16 protein-coding genes are annotated in these 20,035 nt (G+C 42.7%); 8 read left to right on the forward strand and 8 right to left on the reverse strand.

Going from position 1 to position 20,035, the window contains the following annotated elements; all coding sequences use genetic code 11:
• Positions 1 to 5 precede the first annotated feature (5 nt).
• Complete coding sequence (locus B5D82_RS11235) at positions 6 to 932, forward strand: TauD/TfdA dioxygenase family protein (RefSeq protein ID WP_081151598.1); 927 nt, start codon at positions 6 to 8, stop codon at positions 930 to 932.
• Between the two features lie 30 nt (positions 933 to 962).
• Positions 963 to 1,754 (forward strand): SDR family NAD(P)-dependent oxidoreductase, encoded by a 792-nt coding sequence (locus B5D82_RS11240; protein WP_081151600.1) that lies wholly within the window; start codon positions 963 to 965, stop codon positions 1,752 to 1,754.
• A gap of 148 nt (positions 1,755 to 1,902) precedes the next feature.
• On the opposite strand, the gene B5D82_RS11245 is transcribed toward B5D82_RS11240, so the two are convergent.
• From B5D82_RS11245 to B5D82_RS11270, 6 genes are read right to left on the reverse strand one after another with little or no spacing between them, the layout of a single operon-like run.
• A complete protein-coding gene (locus B5D82_RS11245) occupies positions 1,903 to 2,670 on the reverse strand; it encodes an SDR family oxidoreductase (RefSeq protein ID WP_081151601.1) in 768 nt (255 codons plus the stop codon).
• A 24-nt stretch (positions 2,671 to 2,694) separates the two neighbouring features.
• Positions 2,695 to 4,005, reverse strand: a complete 1,311-nt coding sequence (locus tag B5D82_RS11250) for an MFS transporter (RefSeq protein ID WP_094122799.1) — start codon at positions 4,003 to 4,005, stop codon at positions 2,695 to 2,697.
• Positions 4,006 to 4,013: 8 nt separating this feature from the next.
• Positions 4,014 to 5,048 (reverse strand): 4-hydroxy-2-oxovalerate aldolase, encoded by a 1,035-nt coding sequence (gene dmpG, locus B5D82_RS11255; RefSeq protein ID WP_081151603.1) that lies wholly within the window; start codon positions 5,046 to 5,048, stop codon positions 4,014 to 4,016.
• Between the two features lie 11 nt (positions 5,049 to 5,059).
• Positions 5,060 to 5,962, reverse strand: coding sequence for an acetaldehyde dehydrogenase (acetylating) (locus B5D82_RS11260; protein ID WP_081151604.1), 903 nt, complete (start codon positions 5,960 to 5,962; stop codon positions 5,060 to 5,062).
• Between the two features lie 37 nt (positions 5,963 to 5,999).
• Positions 6,000 to 6,788, reverse strand: coding sequence for a fumarylacetoacetate hydrolase family protein (locus tag B5D82_RS11265; RefSeq protein WP_081151606.1), 789 nt, complete (start codon positions 6,786 to 6,788; stop codon positions 6,000 to 6,002).
• Positions 6,785 to 7,759 (reverse strand): flavin reductase, encoded by a 975-nt coding sequence (locus B5D82_RS11270; RefSeq protein ID WP_081151607.1) that lies wholly within the window; start codon positions 7,757 to 7,759, stop codon positions 6,785 to 6,787. Before B5D82_RS11270 ends, B5D82_RS11265 begins: the two co-directional genes overlap by 4 nt.
• 545 nt (positions 7,760 to 8,304) lie before the next feature.
• Between B5D82_RS11270 and B5D82_RS11275 the strand changes: the two genes are divergently transcribed.
• Complete coding sequence (locus B5D82_RS11275) at positions 8,305 to 9,744, forward strand: coniferyl aldehyde dehydrogenase (RefSeq protein WP_081151609.1); 1,440 nt, start codon at positions 8,305 to 8,307, stop codon at positions 9,742 to 9,744.
• Between the two features lie 103 nt (positions 9,745 to 9,847).
• Here the strand turns inward: B5D82_RS11275 and B5D82_RS11280 are convergent, their stop codons facing one another.
• Both B5D82_RS11280 and B5D82_RS11285 read right to left on the reverse strand, forming a co-directional pair.
• The gene (locus B5D82_RS11280) at positions 9,848 to 10,942 is read right to left on the reverse strand and encodes an aromatic ring-hydroxylating dioxygenase subunit alpha (RefSeq protein ID WP_081151610.1); all 1,095 of its coding nucleotides are present in this window, start codon (positions 10,940 to 10,942) and stop codon (positions 9,848 to 9,850) included.
• 43 nt (positions 10,943 to 10,985) lie between these two features.
• Positions 10,986 to 12,365 (reverse strand): spinster family MFS transporter, encoded by a 1,380-nt coding sequence (locus B5D82_RS11285; RefSeq protein ID WP_245807458.1) that lies wholly within the window; start codon positions 12,363 to 12,365, stop codon positions 10,986 to 10,988.
• A gap of 163 nt (positions 12,366 to 12,528) precedes the next feature.
• Here B5D82_RS11285 and B5D82_RS11290 point away from each other — a divergent pair, with 163 nt between their 5' ends.
• The 5 genes from B5D82_RS11290 (at position 12,529) to B5D82_RS11310 (ending at position 20,023) form a co-directional block, all read left to right on the forward strand.
• A complete protein-coding gene (locus tag B5D82_RS11290) occupies positions 12,529 to 13,623 on the forward strand; it encodes an MBL fold metallo-hydrolase (protein ID WP_081151613.1) in 1,095 nt (364 codons plus the stop codon).
• Positions 13,624 to 13,627: 4 nt separating this feature from the next.
• Positions 13,628 to 15,322 carry a class I adenylate-forming enzyme family protein gene (locus tag B5D82_RS11295; RefSeq protein ID WP_081151615.1) on the forward strand — a complete coding sequence of 565 codons (1,695 nt, stop codon included), beginning with the start codon at positions 13,628 to 13,630 and terminating at the stop codon, positions 15,320 to 15,322.
• Between the two features lie 131 nt (positions 15,323 to 15,453).
• Complete coding sequence (locus B5D82_RS11300) at positions 15,454 to 17,175, forward strand: FAD-binding protein (RefSeq protein WP_081151616.1); 1,722 nt, start codon at positions 15,454 to 15,456, stop codon at positions 17,173 to 17,175.
• Positions 17,176 to 17,189: 14 nt separating this feature from the next.
• The gene (locus B5D82_RS11305) at positions 17,190 to 18,794 is read left to right on the forward strand and encodes a FadD3 family acyl-CoA ligase (RefSeq protein WP_081151618.1); all 1,605 of its coding nucleotides are present in this window, start codon (positions 17,190 to 17,192) and stop codon (positions 18,792 to 18,794) included.
• 71 nt (positions 18,795 to 18,865) lie between these two features.
• Entirely contained in the window at positions 18,866 to 20,023 is a 1,158-nt protein-coding gene (locus B5D82_RS11310; protein WP_081151619.1) for an acyl-CoA dehydrogenase family protein, read from the forward strand.
• Positions 20,024 to 20,035: the final 12 nt, after the last annotated feature.

Below are 20,035 nucleotides of genomic sequence, written 5' to 3' on the forward strand. Positions count from 1 at the left end.
AAAAGATGAAGCTTACAGTAACCCCGCTTGCTAATGTCGGCGTAGAAGTGTCCGGTTTTGATATTAATCAGCCACTGACCGATGAAATAAAAGCCGAACTTAAAGCCCTGTGGTATGAACATGCTATTTTAGTTTTTCGCGATCAGGATATCAGCCCTGAAAAGCAAATTGAGTTTAGTCGAATTTTCGGCAAGCTAGAATTACATCCACTCAAAGTTACCACCAGTGATAAATATCCAGAGTTATTTGAACTTAAAAATGGTGGTCCCATGGATAAGTTTCAAACAGCTTTTTATAAAGGCAAAGAAATTGTTGGGCGTTTGGATTGGCACATGGATTTGCATTACACAGCACGACCCAATCATGGTGCACTATTACGGGCGGTTGTGGTTGCAGCTGAGGACGGCCTCACCGGTTTTGGTGATCTTGCTAAAGCCTATGACGCCTTAGATGATGAGACAAAAGCCTTAATTGAAAAGCTAGAAGTTGTGTATAGCTTTAGTATGCAACGTAAGCATATGCGTTATGTCAACCTAGACGGTTATGAGCCTGGCCCTAATAGTCCAAGAAAACCAACTGATATCGGTTTTCCTGATTTTTCAGACGCTGCTTACCCTATGGTAGTTACACACCCGATCAGTGGTCGTAAAGTGCTTGAAGTAGTTGAGCAATTTCTCGATAGAGTGGTTACTCCTCAGCAATTTGGCTTGTCTAATGATGAATCTATAGAGCTCTTAGAGCGCCTTGTTGCTCATGTGCAAAAGCCTGAGTTTACTTATTTCCATCAGTGGAAAGAAGGTGACATGGTGCTCTGGGATAACTGGCGTGCTATGCATTGTACTACGGGTACTAAACCTGGCGTTGATCGAGTGATAAATCGCACCACTATCGAAGGTGATGTTACTTTAGGGCGTGTGTTAAAAACAGAATAACGGCGTTTTTATCGCCAACTAGGTATATAAATGCATATTTTCGACAATAAAATCATCATAGTTACAGGTGCTGGACAAGGTATTGGTCAAGGCGTTTCTAGACGCTTTGCTCGCGCAGGAGGTACGGTAATTGTCGCTGATATTAATGTAGATGCGGGCCAACAAACAGCAAATTCTCTGCAAGCACTAGGCGGCAAAGGCTACTATATACCTTATGATTTATTTGATGTAAACGGTGGTGAAAAGTTAGTTGATCAGGTCGTGGCTCAATTTGGTCAGGTAGATGTGTTAGTTAATAATGCCTATCCTACTGGCCTGATCCCACCTGGGCCAATAGAGAGTAAACCGATGGATGGTTATTATAAAACTATGCAGGCTGGTTTTTTCGCTATAGTAAATATTATGAATGCTGTTTTCCCGCATATGAAGGAAAGGCAATTTGGTCGAATTATTAATATGTGTTCGTTAAATGGTGTTAATGCTCATAAATATACGGCTGAATATAATGCCAGCAAAGAAGCTGTAAGGGCCTTTTCGAGAACTGCAGCAGTGGAGTGGATGCAACATGGTATTACCACCAATATCATCTGTCCAGGCGCGATGAGTGAAGCCGCTAAAAGATTTATGGAAAAAGAACCTGAAATGATGGCTGAGATGTTAAGCCAAAATCCTGCAGGCAGGATGGGTGACCCAGAACAAGATATTGGTGGTGCTACGCTATTATTAGCTTCGGATGATGCGCAGTATATTAACGGTAATACAATCTTTGTCGATGGTGGATCTCATATCAATGGTGTTAATTGGTCACCAAAAAATAAGTAGACTCAATTGTGATTTAATTAACGATCGCAGTAATTATTCACGGGGGTAACAGTCTCTGCTCAGCCACAGTATTTGGCTTTAAGTCTATCAACTCATCAAGGTTACTCTTAAAATTGTTGATAGACCTAAATGCTAGTTAACTCTTTAATTAAAAGTTGCCATTACGCATCATGGCATCCATACCACCATCCACATAAATAATACTGCCGTGTACGAAAGAAGCCTGTGGTGATTGCAAAAAGCTGACAGCGTCGGCAATTTCACTCGGTTGGCCATTACGTCCAATGGGAGCAATAAAATTACGCACAGCTTCGCCAAAACGCGGGTCATTCTTTGAGGCTTCATGTAAGGGGGTTTCAATCGCGCCCGGTGCCACGATATTAAGGCGGACACCCGTACTTCCTGTTGTTACTGCTAAACGTCGACAATGCATGGTTAATGCATATTTAGAGGCTGAATAAGCAATATGTGGTTGAGCTAGTTCATCGGCGGCAGTCCGCGCAGCTTGTTCGTCATTGCTTAGCATGAGTTCGATCATTGGATGAGGTTGTGCTGTTTGTTGGCCAGCAGCTACAGAACCTATGATAGTGATCGCAGGATTGGTACTTTTAGCCAGTGCCGGGTGGAGTAGATCAATAAGCTCTGTAGAACCAAAATAATTCACAGAAACCACTAAACTGCTGCTTGGTGCGGTCACGCCTAAACCTGCACAACAAACCAGCCCATCTAACTGTCCATTTGAGAGCGCGATAACTTGCTCTGCGGCTTTTTTGCGACCTTCACTTGATGATAAGTCAGCAACGACCTCGGCTTGTTGGCGATCGATGCCTATCACTGTATGACCTGCTTCGCGTAATTGTTGAGCGACGGCTGCACCAATACCTGACGCTGAACCTGTGACTGCTGTAACTGACATAATAAACTCCTGAATATTGTTAAGTTAACTTTGATTGATAGTTTTACTTTCGAGTCGTTGACTTGACTGATAAGACTTTAACTTAAACAGCAGCAAAACTGATATTAGGGTTGAACTATTCGTAATGATCAACGCATAGCGGAGAGATTCGAGCGCGACTAAACTACTGAGTAAATCACTGAGCACACCCACGAGCATTGGACCTAAGCCTAGCCCTAAAAATGTAATGAGCACTGTTTGCATTGAAATGGCCAATGCGCGCTGGTTGCCTGGCACAATTGAGGTTAATAATGTTAGGCAGGGACTGACCCACCATACCGAAAAAAAACTGGCTAAAGTGCAAAATAACATCGCGAATGGAACACCAGGAAATGAATACTCATCACCTAAACCTTTCGGCCAAATAAAATAGATAATGATACAAAGCCAGCCGAGAATATGACCCAACAAAGGTAACCATAAAACACCTTTGTGTCTGGCAATTCTATCGGAAAGATAACCACTTAACAAAATACCGATAGCAGCGGCGCCGCCACCAAAAAAACCGGCCATCATACCGGCTTGCGATAGGGTTAAATCATGACTGCGTACTAAAAATGTGGCATTCCACATGCCAAAGGCATTTGCACCTACGGTCGCAATAGCACTTGAAGCGACTAGTAACCGATAGTCTTTCTGTTGCAATAGCGCTTTTGCTGATTCTCTAAAGCCAGTTAGATCTGTTGTTACTGTCGGCTTAGGCGTATTTATCAAAATATCATATTGACCACGACGCGGCTCTGGCATAACAAAAAAGAACAATAGGGAAATTAATAAAGCGGGCGTGGAAATAATAAAAAAAGTTTGACGCCAACCATAGTGCTCAACCCAATAAGCGCCAACGGTCAGCGCAATGATGGCAGCAAAAGTAGCACCAGAGGTGAAACAACTGATCGCAAACGAGCGGCGTTCAATAGGGTAAGAATCAGCCAGTAATGACAATGAGGCTGATGTTACCGGCGCCTCTGCCACTGCTATCAACATCCTGATCAGCAGCAACATTACAAAGCCTGTTGCAAGGCCACTTATCAGGGTGATCACACCCCAAAGTAGGGCGCTAGCAGCGAGTAAATAAGTCCGGTTAACTTTGTCGGCGAGACGACCGGCTGATATGCCAACTAAGGCGAATACGATGGCAAATCCGAGACCTGTTAATAAGCCCATTTGAGCATCAGTTGCGCCGAACTCAGCTTTAATGGGTTCAATCATCACCGCCATAATCTGGCGGCCAACAAAGGTCTCTAGATAAAATAAAGTTAGCATCAACAATAAGGCATGTTGATGCAGATTGGTCATTTTTAGCTTCAAGCTTTAGCGGCCTTTAGGGCTTTAGCCATGGTCATCGCAGTATCATCAATCATATCTTCTTGACCACCAACGGTTTTCATACGGCCAAGTTCAAGTAAAATATCGCGAGCAGGTACACCATATTTTTTCTCAGCGCGCTCCGCAAACAACAAGAATGACGAATATACCCCAGCATAACCAAGCGTTAATGAGTTTCTATCGATGCGAATTGGCTGATCCATCATCGGTGTCACTAAATCTTCAGCAACATCCATAATCTTATAAAGATCAATGCCGTGATTAGCCCCCATTCGGTCAAGTACCGCAGTAAATACTTCTAATGGCGTATTACCGGCGCCCGCACCTAGGCCAGCGACGGAACCATCGATGCGACTGGCACCCATTTCCATTGCGGCAAGCGAGTTAGAAATACTCATGCCTAAGTTATGGTGGCCGTGAAAACCAATTTCGGTAGCTGTATTTAGCTCACTTCTTAATAAGCCTATACGTGATTTTACATCGTCTGGCAGCATGTAACCGGCAGAATCGGTGCAGTAAATACAGTTGGCGCCATAAGACTCCATCAATTTAGCTTGAACAAGGAGTTCTTCTGGGCTGATCATATGTCCCATCATCAAGAAACCAACCGTATCTAGACCCATTTTACGAGCTGCACTAATGTGCTGTTCAGAGACGTCGGCTTCGGTACAATGCGTAGCAACACGAATAGTGCTGACACCGTGGTCATAGGCCATTTTTAAGTGATCTAAGGTACCTATACCAGGAATTAACAATGCGGATACTTTCGCTTGCGTCATTTTAGGTACTACAGCGCTTAAGTATTCTTCATCGGTATGGGCAGGAAAACCATAATTAAGTGACGCGCCACCTAAGCCATCACCATGGGTAACTTCGATCAGTGGAATGCCAGCTTCATCCAGCCCTGTGGCAATTGATACCATTTGATCTAAGCTAATTTGATGTTGTTTTGCATGCATGCCATCACGTAATGACATGTCGTGTAAGGTAACTTTTTTGTCTTTGAAATTCATCAGTTTACTCCTTAGTTTTGACTGTCTGATGGTGAGTTATCAAGCATTTTTTGTGCAAACATTTCTGCAGTACGAGCAGCCGATGCGGTCATGATGTCAAGGTTACCCGCGTACTTAGGTAAGTAATCACCCAAACCTTCAACTTCTAAAAATATCGATACTTTACGACCGTCAAATACTGGACCGTTTTTAAGCTTATAACCAGGCACGTACTTTTGAACTTCACTTATCATTTGATGAACCGATTCCGTAATAGCGGCTTGATCGGGCTCTGTTTCAGTTAAGCAATGAATGGTATCGCGCATCAGCAGCGGTGGCTCAGCAGGATTAATAATAATAATCGCTTTACCTTTTTTAGCGCCACCGATTTGTTCAACAGCACCTGAAGTCGTACGAGTAAATTCATCGATATTTTGACGGGTTCCAGGACCGACTGACTTAGACGATACCGTGGCAACAATTTCACCATATTCAACAGCTTGTACTCTTGAAACGGCAGCCACCATCGGAATAGTCGCCTGACCACCACAAGTGACCATGTTAACGTTTTGAATATCCGCGTTAAGCTGGTTTAAATTAACCGGCGGTACACAAAATGGTCCGATAGCCGCGGGCGTAAGATCAATCATCAATACGCCTTTCTCATTCACTTTCGCAGAGTTTTCAGCATGAACATAAGCCGAAGTTGCGTCAAAAGCGATTCTAATCTCATCTGCTTCGATATGTGGAATTAAGCCATCAATACCGTCGGCAGTAGTTTTCACGCCTAAATCACGAGCACGTGCCAAACCTTCTGAATCTGGGTCGATACCTACCATCCAGACCGGCTCTAAAATCTCGCTACGCTGAAGCTTATATAGTAAATCTGTACCTATGTTACCTGAACCGATCAGGGCGCATTTAATCTTTTTCATTGTACCTTCCCTCGTGGGTTTGTTATACCAATTGCCATTAGTCAGAAAAACTGACTGAGCAAGTACCGAGACCTTCTATCTCCATACTAAATTCATCGCCGGCTTTAGCATCTATTAAAGGCGCAAGTGCACCCGATAGAATAATCTCGCCTTTTTTAAATTCGATACCGTATTCGCCTAAGGTATTAGCTAACCAAGCAACAGCTTGAGCAGGGTGGCCCTGTACTGCTGAACCTAAACCGGTACCTGCAAGTTGACCATTATGATGGACCGCCATTTTTACTTTTGCTAGGTCAAGGGTCTTAGGGTCAGTGTGTTTATCTCCGATCACAAACACACCACATGAAGCGTTATCTGCAACCGTATCCACAATGGTGATTTTCCAATCACTAATGCGTGAATCAACAATTTCAAAACAAGGCGCAACCCAATCAGTGGCGTCAAGAACTTGTTGAGCCGTAACGCCAGGGCCTTGCAGATCGTGCTTAAGACAAAAAGCAATTTCACCTTCAGCACGTGGTTGGATTAAATTTGATTTTTTAAGGCTAATCTTACTGCCATCAGGATGATGCATGGTCTCGGTTAAAAAACCAAAATCAGGTTGATGAACATTCAGCATTTTTTGCACCGCTACACTGGTAACGCCAATTTTTTTGCCAATAACCTTTTCGCCTGCCTGTGTGCGCAGCGCCAAGGTTTTTAATGAAATCTGGTAGGCATCATCAATGGTTAATTCTGGATGACGAGTTATTAAAGGCGCTACCGCCAACCTTTTATTTTGTGCGTCAAATAACTCTTGAGCTAATTCGTTATGTAATGTGCTCATGATTGCTGTTCCTGCCACAGATCTGGTAAACCGGGGTCGGTTTTATGGATCACACGTTTTAACATCAATTTTAGCGCCATAACATCACCAGCACCGAGCTCGGCAATTAACTCTTCTTCAATGGCCTTTGCTTGTGCAATGTGGTGTAAAGATGTTTCTCTGCCATGAGTCGTTAGTTGATAACAGCCGCCAGTTAACCTTTCTATAAGGTCTTGGTTAGTTAGAAAGTCAATATCGACTTCAGATAGCAGATGGCCAGTGTATTCAATATGGGTATTCAATTGCTCTAAGGTCATTTTTTGTTGGATATTTAATACTGATAAAACAAAAAAATGTGAATCTTCAAGTGCTTGTTCATCAAAAAGCTTACGCATGCGAAATAGCATTTGAAAATGAGAGCGGCCGAGTAAATACCCTAGCAAATCTTCGTTATAACTACATTGTGGAGCACTTGGCTCAGACGATAGATTAACCTCTTCCCAAGGCTTACGTGCGGTCATGGCATATTGACCTTGCTGAAATACTAATGGAGGAAGGGCTTGTTGATCAAAATCTAGAACTTCACCGATAAAAATAAGATGATCGCCGCCATCATGTGTCACCATATTACGACACTGAAAACGCGCGCTACATTCAGGAATTAACGGTGCTGTACTGATACCGTTATCAAGTGTTATATCTTTAAACTTGTCTTCGCCACGCGCGGCAAAAGTATTGGATAAGTGTTGTTGGTGCTGAGATAAAACATGTACATTCCAATGTTCAGCCTCGTTAAATGCATCGACGCTAAGCGATGTTTTCGCTAGGCTCCATAGCACCATCGGAGGATCGAGAGAAACAGAATTAAAACTGTTTGCTGTAAGACCTATTGGCGTGCCATCTGGTGCCGTGGCAGTGATGATAGTCACGCCTGTGGTAAAGCTGCCAAGAGCTTGTCTAAATGCTTGGTTATCGAATTTTACAGATGTCATGTTAACTCGCTATATCACTATTATATTAACCCAGTATCATGATTAGACCATTTTTCATCATCGTCTCAATGGACTAAAAAGATAATAGCATGACTGCTATTTTTGTATCTATTTGATAATTAAGACTTTGCACTTATTAAAAGGATGGTGAACTTGTTGTTTTTTGATTTTTTTAAGCGTAATAATGTCAGGTTAGTTGCTCGCTAGCTGTCTGTTTATCTTGAGAATTCTTAGGGCGGGTCTGTAAAACAATATCCTTGAGTTCATAAATTTAACCGATTTATTTAAAGTGTTTTATTGGCAATCACATTAGCTCTCTAAGTCTAAGATGAACCTATCATTACATTGGCATCATGTCATAGCCATCCGGTGCTCGTCCGATTGGACGAGGACATATATCATCAAATCCGTTAGAAAAGACTATCTAGAATAGTTTCATTATTGCTATTAACGTAACAGAGATACAAACGCGCCACAGCATTAAAGAGCCTTAAATAAGTGCCTACTATGCTGGTAACTACATAAATTTATTAAGGATATATTGCATGAATGCTCTTAAGTCAGACGCTATCGCAAGTTTACTCCAGCGCCAGCAGCAGGCACATAAACAGCAAATGACTGTTAGTGCAGAAGATAGGCGCGAACGAATTCAACAGATTATTAACTTGGTGGTGAATAATCAGCAAGTATTAGTTGCGGCAATAGAGCAAGACTTTGGTGGTCGCAGTCAGGGATTTTCTATTATGAATGATATATTGGGGTCGCTTTCTTGCCTTAAATATACCCGAGATAACTTAACACCATGGCTTGAAAACGATAATCGTCAGGTGTTTTCGCCTTATGATCAGTTGGGCAGTACGGCGCGGGTAGAATATCAACCCAAAGGAAGCGTTGGCATAATCGGTACTTGGAATGCGCCTTTATATACTTTACTTGCGCCATTAGCTTGTGCTTTAGGTGCTGGTAATCGTGCAATACTTAAACCTTCAGAAGTGGTACCTAAAACTGCCGAGGTGCTACAACACTTATTCCAGCAAGAAATTGATCCGTTGTTAGTGAGTGTTGTCACCGGAGGCGTGGAGGTCAGTGCAGCTTTCAGTGCCTTACCTTTTGATCATATGGTGTTTACGGGTAGCACTGCGGTAGGTAAAAAAATAATGCGTGCTGCTGCAGAAAATTTAGTGCCAGTAACGTTAGAGTTAGGGGGGAAATCTCCGGTGGTTGTTAGCGAAAGTTGCGACCTTATTGAAACGTGTAAACGTATAGCATTAGCCAAAAGTAATAATGGTGGTCAGGTCTGTGTTAGTCCAGACATTGTTTATGTGCCACAAAAGATGTTGGAAGATTTTACGCATGAGTTGTTAGCAAGCTTTCGAGGTTTTTTTCCACAAATTAGTCATAATTCAGATTTTGTCCCAAGCGTTAATCGCCAGCATTGTCAGCGTGTTGTTGAGCTGGTTGAGCAGGCACGTGCAAGTGGTTGCAAAGTCATCAGTAGCCATGACGTAGCAAGTTTGTCTGACTTAGTCTCTGCCGATAAACGTTTACCTTTGCAGTTGCTTATAGCACCAGCGAAAGACACTAAAATTATGCAAGAAGAAATCTTTGGATCTGCGTTAGTCATATTACCATATGAGGATATTAACCAAGTTATTACTGATATTAACAGCCGTGAAAAACCGCTCGCACTTTATTATTTTGGTGAAGATCAATCCGAGCTCGAAACGGTATTAGCCAATACCACCTCGGGTGGTGTATCGGTTAATGATTGTTTAATGCATGCAGCGATGCATGATGCACCGTTTGGTGGCGTTGGGGCGTCGGGCATGGGGCATTATCATGGCCGAGAAGGTTTTTTAGCTTTCAGTCATCATCGTACGGTATTTTTTGCGCCGCAACATGACCCAAGAGGTGAGTGGGGATTACTTCCACCACACCATGATCAATTTAAAGCCATGATGACTGCACAGGTTGTGGCAGATTAATTGTTCAGGGTGAACGGCTAAGCATTGCGTTAACCTATAAAGTTAGTAGATAAAAAAAATGCAGCCAGTAGGCTGCATTTTTGTTTATTAGACAACTTATTAGCTAGTCTTGGGTATAAGCGATAGTACCTTTAGGTACATAAACACCCTCAACTTTACTCTGGAACTCAGCTTTGCGTTCTCTGGGGTTAAAGAACTGCTTGTACCAAATACGAGCTTTCATAAATGGACCATCGCTGGGTAAGAATAAGCCATTAAGACAAGGTGCTTTATTAGTCCAAACTTGGAAGTCTTGCTTAAACGCAAATAAACTGGCGTCTTGGAATTGACGGGCTGCCACTTCATCGCTAACCGTAGCGACGGCGTTTTCGCCTGGTGATTTAACTAATAATGCATGCCAGACACGTATCGAGCCATCTTCAACTGGGGTATGAGTGATCATTAAATATGATTCATAATAACCAGTCAAATGCGAAATTAAAACACCCGGACCGTGATACTTAGTGATGGTATGTAGCACAGGGCTTGCGCCATCTTCACCTACTAATGTGCGGTGCGGTCCACATTGACGTTGAATGGCAACATGGCCGTCAAATTCATTTTCATAACGCTGTACGGTAGAACCGTGAATGGGAGCTAAGTGGCTGTAATCGCAGATATTATCAATTACTTCTTGCGGGTGTTGCTCTAGCATACCAAGGTCATCAAAACGCCAATGTACCCAAGCTTCGTCTTCCCATTGTGGTAAACTTGGGTGATCCCATTCAGGATCACCATTCTCTGGATCATGCCAGATCCAGATTGCACCCATGCTTTCAGCAACAGGCCAAGCCTTTATGCAGGCTGTTTTTGGAATGGGTCCATCGTGGTAAGGAATATCGTCACATACACCATCTGGGCCGAAGCGCCAAGCATGATAAGGACAACGAATACTGTCACCTTCGATATTTGTGCCGCCACCATCGATGATCACATAAGAAGTATCATTTTCTGCAGCTAAATGAGTTTTCATATGAGGGCAGTAGGCGTCAAGCAGAACAACTCTACCGGTCGCGCGACCGCGATATAGGGCAAAATCACGGCCAAAGAAACGCACAGCTACTGGTTTGTGCGTATTAATTTCTTCAGCGGTGGCAATCATGAACCAGCCTCGAGGGAAGGTGAAATCGCCTAAGCGGTAATCTTTTGTAGTGGCCATAAATACTCCAGTTGTTATTTGTTAATTATAATTTCACGTTTACTTATTTAGTTTCAATTGGACTTTGCATTTCCGATTGTTGTGTTTTTTTACTATTATCTTCGTCCGCTTTTAATCCACTGACTCTTTCTTGATAAGGACCTATGGCTTTGTAATAAAACAAAGCTGACAATGTTAATAAACTTAGCATGATTAATAGCGCAGGTAATAATCCTTCACCGCCGTTACCAACCGAGAATAAATCACTCAAGGTTCCTGTTAATAATGGACCGATACCTGCACCAAAGAAGGTTAAAAATAAACCTAAGATTGCCATCGAAGTAGCACGCTGACGGCTAGAAACCAAATGACTGATGGCGGAATAAGCAAGTGTTGGCCACCAACTATTAAAAAAGCTAAAACCTGCAGCAAATAAAATAGCATGCGGTACTTTAATGCTACCTAGCATCCAGAAAGCATCTACCGGCCAAAGAATAAAACCAAAACCAAAAGGAATACTAATTAATATACCTAGCGTAGGCATACGAAGTTGCCAGCGGCTATCTTGACAGCTGAGCTTGTCACAAAAATAACCACTAAAAATTGTGCCAAACGTAGCAAAAACACCACTGGCGATACCAAATGCAAGTCCAGCATGTGAGAGTGGCATATCAAAGTTTCGTACCATAAAGGTAGGCGCCCAAATCGCATAACCATAGCCAACCATACCGGCTACTGCGGTACCCATACAAATTAAAAAGAAACCTTTTAATTTCATGATTGCGCGCACGTCAGTTAAAAATTTACCTTGAGGTTGCTTGCGCGCTTCATCTTCGGCTGCCGTATCATAAATGCCTAAACCGGGGTCTCTACCGACAATGTATAGTATTAAGGCAAGTAAAAGGCCAGGGGCACCAAAATAGATAAAAACAGCACGCCAACCGTGTTCTTGAGCAATCCACCCACCTAAAGCCATCGCAGCTAACAAACCGACATTTGGTCCAATCATGAAAAGGCTAATTACAAATGATCGTTTTTGCGGAGGATATAAATCAGAAACCATGGAAAGTGAAGGTGAAGTACCACCCGCTTCACCGATGGCAACGGTCATACGTGCGACAACAAATTGCCAAAATTGAGTTACTGCACCACTTGCTACAGTCGCTATACTCCATAAACCACAACAAACAGCGATGATGTTTTTTCGGTTGGTGCCTTTGTCTGCCATACGGCTAATAGGAAAACTAAAAGCAGAATATAAAACAGCGAAAGCTAGTCCACTTACGGCACCCATTACGGTGTCTGAAACATCAAACTCTTGCTTAATTGGCTCTAAGACGATAGCGATTAAGTTACGATCTATGTAAGAGAATACATAGATAATAGCTAACAAAAACATCGTCAAACGCGTGCGGCCTGCACTTAATGTTGTACTCGGTTGCATTTCCTGCATCCTCTTTTAATAAGTTATTGAGCATAACCTACCTTAACTTTGCTAAAAAATTGAACATCGTCCTTTTGGACGTATTACATTTTCATTAAATGGCTTCTTATTGAATGTAGCTTAAATGATATCACTAAGCTCATCATTTACTTTTGGAGAGATAATGAAATCTATGAATTTAACCGATAGGCCGCCAAGTCTTATTCGGCATAATTTTTTAGAATACCCAATGGCCCCACCTTTGGCTGATGGCTCTATGGTTGAAATTGCTGATGGCCTTTTATGGTTGCGCATGCCAATGCCGATGTCTCTGGACCATATTAACGTTTACTTATTAGAAGATGATGATGGTTGGTTTATTCTGGATACGGGATTACACACGGAGCAAACCCAGAAACTTTGGCTAAAAGTTGCTAAGCAATATTGTCATGATAAAACCATTAAAGGGGTAATTTGTACCCATTTTCACTACGATCACAGTGGTCTTGCCGGTTGGTTAATGGAAACCTTCAATGTTCCGCTCTACATGACTCACGGCGAGTTTTTTACGCTTAAATCCTTTAATGGTGCTTTCGCAAGTTTGGGTAACGATCATCAATTAGATTTTTATCATCAAGCAGGCATGCCACAAGATGAAGTTCTTCGTGTTATTGACGCTTGTAGAAAAGACCCTTTTGTTCAATATTGCCCTCCATCTTATAGCCGTATGCGTGCAGGTGACGTACTGACCATTGGCAAGCGTCGCTGGCAGATAGTGATTGGCGAAGGGCACTCGCCTGAGCATGCTTGCCTCTACTGCGAAGAAGATAAAATTATTTTAGCAGGAGACCAACTGCTACCTCATATAAGTTCGAATATTTTGGTTAACGAATTTGAACCTCAAGGCCAACAACTGGCTAACTGGTTCCGCTCACTTGAGCTTATACAAACACTGGATCCACAAACCTTAGTCTTACCGGCTCATGGCCCTATTTTTCGACAAATGCATTTACGTGCACAACAATTGATCGATCATCATGTAGAAACCTTGGATAAATTAAGAATATTTGTCAATGAAAAAGCTGGATTTACCGCTTATGAAGCGATGAAGTATTTATTTAATCGCAAGCTTTCAGCTTTTGACAGCATGATGGCTTTAGGTGAAACCTTAGCGCATCTAAATTGGCTTGAAGCCAACAATGAGTTTTTATGTCAACGTGATAATGACTCAGGTATCAATACATATTTATCTATAGTAAAAACAAAAAATACAGGATAAAACTATGAATTTACTCACCATGGTTGAAGAAGTTAAATCTCAATTAATGGCGCCAGGCGCTCCGTTTGAGGTTAAAAGTAAACAAATTAATGGTCAATCATTTAAGGTTTACTGTAACGCACCATTGAACTTAGCTCAGGTGATTAACGACGCTCGCCGCACAGACGATGAAAATTTCTTGGTATATCAAGAACAACGCTTGAGCTATAAAGAGTTTTTTCAACAAGTTGACAGTACCGCGAGTTGGATGCACGAAAAAGGCATTAAAAAGGGGGATCGTGTTGCCATTGCTATGCGAAACCGCCCTGAATGGGTCGCTGCTTTTTGTGCTGTAGCACTTATCGGTGCTGTACCTGCACCACTAAATAGTTTTGGTTTAGAGCAAGAGTTATTAGATGCCCTAACTACCATAAAACCTAAGTTATTAATTTGTGACAGTGCTCGATTTCAACGTGTTAATAAAACTAAACCTTGGTCAGGCGACGCACTAGTATTAAATGATGCCGCACTTGATTTAACAGAGTTTTCGACAGTAACTGAACTTAATGTTGCTTTAAACCATCCTGCTATTGAACTTAATTTGCCTGAAATTGCAGATACTGATGCTGCTTTAGTGCTTTTTACTTCAGGGGCAACAAGTGTCGCTAAGGCGGTCGTATCAAATCACATTGCGGTTTGTCAGGCACTTTTTAATATTGATTTTATTGGCGCTATTTCAGGTATGACGTCCCCTAAAGCAGTCGCTGGTATTATGGCAAAAGCAAAAGTACCTACTATTTTGACAGCTGTGCCTTTATTTCATGTCAGTGGTTTACATGCGCAGTTACTTTGTGCATTGCGTAGTGGCCGCCGTTTGGTTTTTACCCATAAGTGGGATGCAAACAGTGCTATTGAATTAATCAAGAAAGAGCAAGTGACTCAGTTTAACGGTGCGCCTTCAATGGTAATGCAGTTATTACGAGAAGCTGAATTTCATACCCCAGAGGTAATGAAATCATTTTGCGGTTTAGGGTTTGGCGGCGCAGGCTTATCGACTAGCTTAGTAGATAAAGCGTTATCTAGTCTGGAAAATGAAATGATTGGCATTGGTTTTGGTATGACCGAAACCAATGGTGTCGGCGCTGCTTGTTCAGGTGAGCTCTTCCGTCACCAGCCGAGAAGCTCAGGTCTAGTATCTCCAATTATGGATATAAATATAATGGCACCAGATGGCAAAGCATTACCTGCTAACGAGGTAGGTGAAATTTGTTTACGCGGTGTGAGCTTAATGGATGAATACGCGGGCAATAGCATAGCGACACAAGAAGCTATTCGCGCAGGCTGGCTACATACAGGTGACCTTGGTTACATTGATGAGTCTGGATTCTTGTTCATTGTTGACCGTATAAAAGATGTGATTAACCGTGCGGGTGAGAATATATCAGCGGCCGAAGTTGAATCATGCTTGTTAGAGCATACACAAGTGGATGAAGCTGCTGTTTTTGCTATTGCTGATGACGAAACTGGTGAGGCAGTTGTGGCTGTTATTCGCCCGTTATTAAACGCGGATATTGATGAGGCTACTTTAAGAGCCCATGTTGAGCAACGTCTAGCAAAACATAAAGTACCCGCTAAAGTTCATGTTCAATCAGACAGTTTACCGCGTAACCCAGCAGGTAAAATATTAAGAAATGAACTGAAAAAAAGCTATTACTCTTAATAAAGCACAGATATATAAATATTCGACGGTGGTTAGTTTTGATGGCCGTAAAAGTTAGTTAATCAAGATCATAAGTAGGCTCATAGAATCAGTAAAAAGCCTAGCTTATATTTTTGAAAAGGAGAGGGTCTATGACCACAAACAATGATATTGAAAACGATTACGATGTGATTATCGTGGGCTCAGGAGCTGGCGCTATGACCGCAGCTATTTTTGCTGCAGATCAAGGTAACTCTGTGCTGATTGTTGAGAAAAGTGATAAATATGGCGGTACTTCCGCAATTTCAGGTGGGGGTATTTGGATCCCCAATAATGATGAATTTAAAGCCCTTGGCGGTACAGATAGTGAGGAAAGTGCCTTAACGTATATTAAAGCGGCGAGTGCCGGCAGTGCGGCAGAATCACGCATTCGCACCTATATCAAAAACGCACCCAAGATGCTGCGAGAGTTGCAAGCTAACAGTCGCGTTAAATATGCGGTAGCAGAGAAATACCCCGATTATTATCAACACCTTGAAGGTTCTTTGCCGGGTGGTCGTAGTATGGACCCTGAGTTATTTGATACTACAGGTTTAGGTGACGAAATTGAACACCAACAACCGGCATCGGGCAATACCTTATTGATGGGTAAAATGGCTTGGACTGCTCGTCAGGCGCATAAGGCAGTAGCTAAAGAACGTGGTTGGATGCTGATGATTATCGGCTTAATGCTACGTTATAAACTTGACTTTAAACAACGCAAAAAAGGACGCCGTGACCGACGTGCTGGACTAGGTGGCAGTTTAGTTGCTTCTTTGAGACACTCGGTATTGGATAGAAAAATTCCATTATGGCGCAGTACAGAATTTACTGATTTTGTTATCACTGATGACAAAGTTACGGGTATTAAAGTCCTGCGTGATGGTCAAGAGCTGACACTTAATGCTCGCTATGGGGTGATAATGGGCAGTGGTGGTTTTGAACAGAACCAACAATTGCGTGAAAAATACCTACCTCATCCAACACAACAAGCTTGGAGTGCAACACCAAAAGGTTGTAACACAGGTGCTGCTTTAGAGGCAGGTCAAAAGCTTGGTGCGGCAACAGATTTACTTGATTGGTGTTGGTGGGCACCTACCTTGAAAGTACCTAAAGAACAGAGTGCCCGAGGCTTGTTTGCTGAGCGTGCATTCCCTGGCGCTATTGTGGTTGATGGCTTAGGTAAGCGCTTTTTTAATGAAGCTGCACCTTACCTAGAGTTTGGCGATGCTATGTATCGTAACCATCAAAAAACCGGTAATTCAATTCCGTCATGGGTAGTTTTTGACAGCCACTTTCGCCATGAATACGCCATGGGACCATTAATGCCGGGTAAAATTATGCCTGATAGTCGCGCACCTAAAGCATGGCGAGATTCAGTTTATTGGAAAGCAGATACGCTCGAAGCATTATCAGAGCTAATCAATGTTGATGCCACAGGTTTAGCCGCAACCGTAACCAAAATGAATGGCTATGCAAAAACAGGAATCGATGAAGAATTCCAACGTGGTGGCAATGTTTTTGACCGTTACTACGGTGATACAAGTGTCAAACCAAACCCTTGTTTAGCGCCGATCGAAAAAGGTCCTTTTTACGCGATGAAAATTCATCCGGGCGATATCGGCACTAAAGGCGGCTTACTGACTAATGATTTTGGTCAAGTCGTACGACCTTCTGGCGAAGCAATTACTGGACTTTATGCCATTGGTAACTGTTCATCATCTGTAATGGGAACGAGCTATCCAGGTGCTGGCGCAACGATAGGGCCAGCAATGACCTTTGGATATGTTGCCGCGAATCATATATCGGCAAATCGTGCCAAAACAGCAGAATAAATAGAGAATTGAATATGACCACCAGTAAACCAATAGCGCCTGACGCTAACACCCTTATCGACAGTATCCCAAGGTTGGTATTTGCCGCAGCACAGCGCCATGGCGAGCTTGCTGCTATTGAAGACGGCGAGTTGATCATAAGTTATAAAGAGTTACCTAGCTTAAGCTTAGCCGTGTGTCGTGCTTTAATGGCGTCAGGTATTAAACCGGGTGATCGGATTGCTATTTGGGGGGCTAATTCAGGTCTTTGGGTACTTGCTGCTATAGGTCTTCAGATGGCAGGCGCAGTTTTAGTGCCAATAAATACTCGTATGAAAGCGGTGGAGGCTGCGGATATTATCAATCGCAGTGGTGCAAAACTTGTTTTTAGTGTCGGTGACTTTTTAAAAAGCGATTACCCAGCAGATTTAGCCAAACTATTTACACCAGATCAGCTGTCAATTGTGACGTTGACGCCTCGCAAAGGAGCACCGTTAGATTCATGTTGTGATTGGGATACATTTTTAACCCGCAAAGAAGAAGTAAGCGAAGCTAGTGCTCGTGAAATAGCCATGACTATAACGGGTGATGACCTTTCAGATCTTATGTTTACCTCAGGCACAACAGGCAAGCCTAAAGGGGTGATGAGTCGTCATGGTGGCATGATCCGCGCATTTTCTGTTTATGTAAAAACCATCGGCCTTATTCCTGGTGATCGCTACTTAGTGGTTAATCCATTTTTCCATTCATTTGGCTACAAAGCAGGCTGGGTAAGCTGCTTGCTCGCAGGGGCAACCATTTTACCGCAAGCCGTTTTTGACGCGGATGAAGTCTTTGCCAGAATAAATAAAGACAAAATAACCGTTTTGCCTGGTCCACCAACGCTTTATTTATCATTGCTTGCACATCCAAGCCTTGAAACTGCTGACTTAAGTAGCTTAAGGGTTGCTGTTACCGGTGCCGCGACAATACCTCCAGTACTTATTGAGCGCATGCGCAGCCAGTTAGGGTTCGAAGTGGTTACCACGGCTTACGGATTAACCGAATGTGGTGGTTTAGCGAGTATTTGTGATATCGATACCGATAATGAAACCATTGCTTCAACGAGTGGACGTGCTATTGAAGGTACTGAAATTTCCATCATGTCTGCGCAGGGTAAAATCCTGGCTGCTGGTGAAACAGGTGAAATTTGTATTCGTGGTTTTCATGTTATGAAAGGCTATTTTGAACAGCCAGAGGCAACTGCTGAAGCTATTGATAATGAACAGTGGCTCCATACTGGCGATGTTGGTCACCTTGATGAGAATGGCTACCTAAGTATTACGGATCGATTAAAAGATATGTATATATCAGGTGGTTTTAATTGTTACCCAGCTGAAATTGAAGCGGTTTTAACGGAGCATACTGCGATTGCTCAATCGGCAGTCGTGGGTATTGAAGATGAGCGAATGGGTGAAGTTGGCTGTGCTTTTATTACATTAAAGTCAGGTCAGTTACTCAATGAGTCGACGCTTATTTCATGGTGTCGCGAGCGAATGGCGAATTATCGTGTACCTAAACAAGTAAAAATTATTAATGAAATGCCGGTTAACGCCTCAAACAAAATTGTTAAGGCTGATTTGATCAAACATTTTTTATAAATAATAGAGTTTGTTGATTCTTACTTTATCAAAAAAACAACAAAATCGACTTATTCAGAAGGGGCAAACATTTGGAGTTTTCATTTACACAAGAGCAGAAGATGATCCGCGATACCGCAGAAGCCTTCTTAGCAGAAGTTTCTTCATCAGAAGCTGTACGTACGGCAATGGCCACCGAGCAGGGCTATGAAGATAAAATTTGGCAGCGTATTTGTGCTGAAATGTACTGGCAAGCTATTCATATTCCTGAAGAATATGGCGGTATGGGCTTAGGCTATGTTGAACTCGTTGTGATGCTTGAAGAAATGGGACGCTACCTATTATGTTCGCCATTTTTCTCTACGGTATGTTTAGGTGCTAATGCCCTGATCATTGCTGGAACACCCGAACAAAAACAGCAGTATTTAAGTGAGATCTGTGAGGGAAGTTTAACCGCGACTCTTGCCTACACCGGTAAAAATGGCCAGTGGGGCGCGGATGCTGTGCAAGCAACGGTTATACCTCAGGGTGATAATTATCTACTTAATGGTAGCTTTCGATATGTGCCTGATGGCCATACCGCGAGTTTAATCATTGTTGCAGTCCGCGATGAAGGCAGCTCAGGTGAAGATGGCATTAGCTTATTTACGCTTGATGCTCACACGCCTGGAGTGAGTCGAACTTGGTTACCGACCATGGATGAAACCCGCAAGCAGGCTGAGATTACTTTAGATAATGTCATTGTCAGTAAAGCGCATTTAATGGGGGCGCAAAGCAAGGCTTGGCCACAGCTCAACAAAATTATTCACCTCGCAACTATCGCAACCGCTGCAGAGCAAACCGGTGGTGCGCAACAGATTTTGGATTTAACGGTTGAATATACCAAAGAACGAGTTCAGTTTGGTCGGCCTGTCGCAGGTTTTCAAGCGGTTAAACACCAAGCAGCAGACATGATGTTACGGGCTGAAGTGGCTAAATCTGCTGTTTATTATGCAGCCTGCGTTGCAGAAGAGGCGATTAATGGTGGCCCGCTAGCGGGTGAACTAGCCGAAGCGGCAAGTGTGGCTAAATCGTACTGCTCAGACGGTTATTTTAAAAATGCTAGTGATGCTATTCAGCTTCATGGTGGGGTTGGTTTCACTTGGGAATATGATGTGCATTTGTATTTTAAGCGTGCCAAGTCTTCTGAGTTATTTTTGGGTAACGCAGCTTATCATCGCGAGCAAGTCGCAAAATTATTATTAGATTAATCGGTTAATAGG

Origin of the sequence: Cognaticolwellia beringensis, from assembly GCF_002076895.1 — a bacterium.
Taxonomy (GTDB): domain Bacteria; phylum Pseudomonadota; class Gammaproteobacteria; order Enterobacterales; family Alteromonadaceae; genus Cognaticolwellia; species Cognaticolwellia beringensis.

Excerpts from the sequence above, each read along its gene's own strand:
- B5D82_RS11235 (WP_081151598.1), top strand. The coding sequence starts at position 6 with ATGAAGCTTACAGTAACCCCGCTTGCTAATGTCGGCGTAGAAGTGTCC.
- B5D82_RS11240 (WP_081151600.1), top strand. The coding sequence starts at position 963 with ATGCATATTTTCGACAATAAAATCATCATAGTTACAGGTGCTGGACAA.
- B5D82_RS11245 (WP_081151601.1), bottom strand. The coding sequence starts at position 2,670 with ATGTCAGTTACAGCAGTCACAGGTTCAGCGTCAGGTATTGGTGCAGCC.
- B5D82_RS11250 (WP_094122799.1), bottom strand. The coding sequence starts at position 4,005 with ATGACCAATCTGCATCAACATGCCTTATTGTTGATGCTAACTTTATTT.
- dmpG (WP_081151603.1), bottom strand. The coding sequence starts at position 5,048 with ATGAATTTCAAAGACAAAAAAGTTACCTTACACGACATGTCATTACGT.
- B5D82_RS11260 (WP_081151604.1), bottom strand. The coding sequence starts at position 5,962 with ATGAAAAAGATTAAATGCGCCCTGATCGGTTCAGGTAACATAGGTACA.
- B5D82_RS11265 (WP_081151606.1), bottom strand. The coding sequence starts at position 6,788 with ATGAGCACATTACATAACGAATTAGCTCAAGAGTTATTTGACGCACAA.
- B5D82_RS11270 (WP_081151607.1), bottom strand. The coding sequence starts at position 7,759 with ATGACATCTGTAAAATTCGATAACCAAGCATTTAGACAAGCTCTTGGC.
- B5D82_RS11275 (WP_081151609.1), top strand. The coding sequence starts at position 8,305 with ATGAATGCTCTTAAGTCAGACGCTATCGCAAGTTTACTCCAGCGCCAG.
- B5D82_RS11280 (WP_081151610.1), bottom strand. The coding sequence starts at position 10,942 with ATGGCCACTACAAAAGATTACCGCTTAGGCGATTTCACCTTCCCTCGA.
- B5D82_RS11285 (WP_245807458.1), bottom strand. The coding sequence starts at position 12,365 with ATGCAACCGAGTACAACATTAAGTGCAGGCCGCACGCGTTTGACGATG.
- B5D82_RS11290 (WP_081151613.1), top strand. The coding sequence starts at position 12,529 with ATGAAATCTATGAATTTAACCGATAGGCCGCCAAGTCTTATTCGGCAT.
- B5D82_RS11295 (WP_081151615.1), top strand. The coding sequence starts at position 13,628 with ATGAATTTACTCACCATGGTTGAAGAAGTTAAATCTCAATTAATGGCG.
- B5D82_RS11300 (WP_081151616.1), top strand. The coding sequence starts at position 15,454 with ATGACCACAAACAATGATATTGAAAACGATTACGATGTGATTATCGTG.
- B5D82_RS11305 (WP_081151618.1), top strand. The coding sequence starts at position 17,190 with ATGACCACCAGTAAACCAATAGCGCCTGACGCTAACACCCTTATCGAC.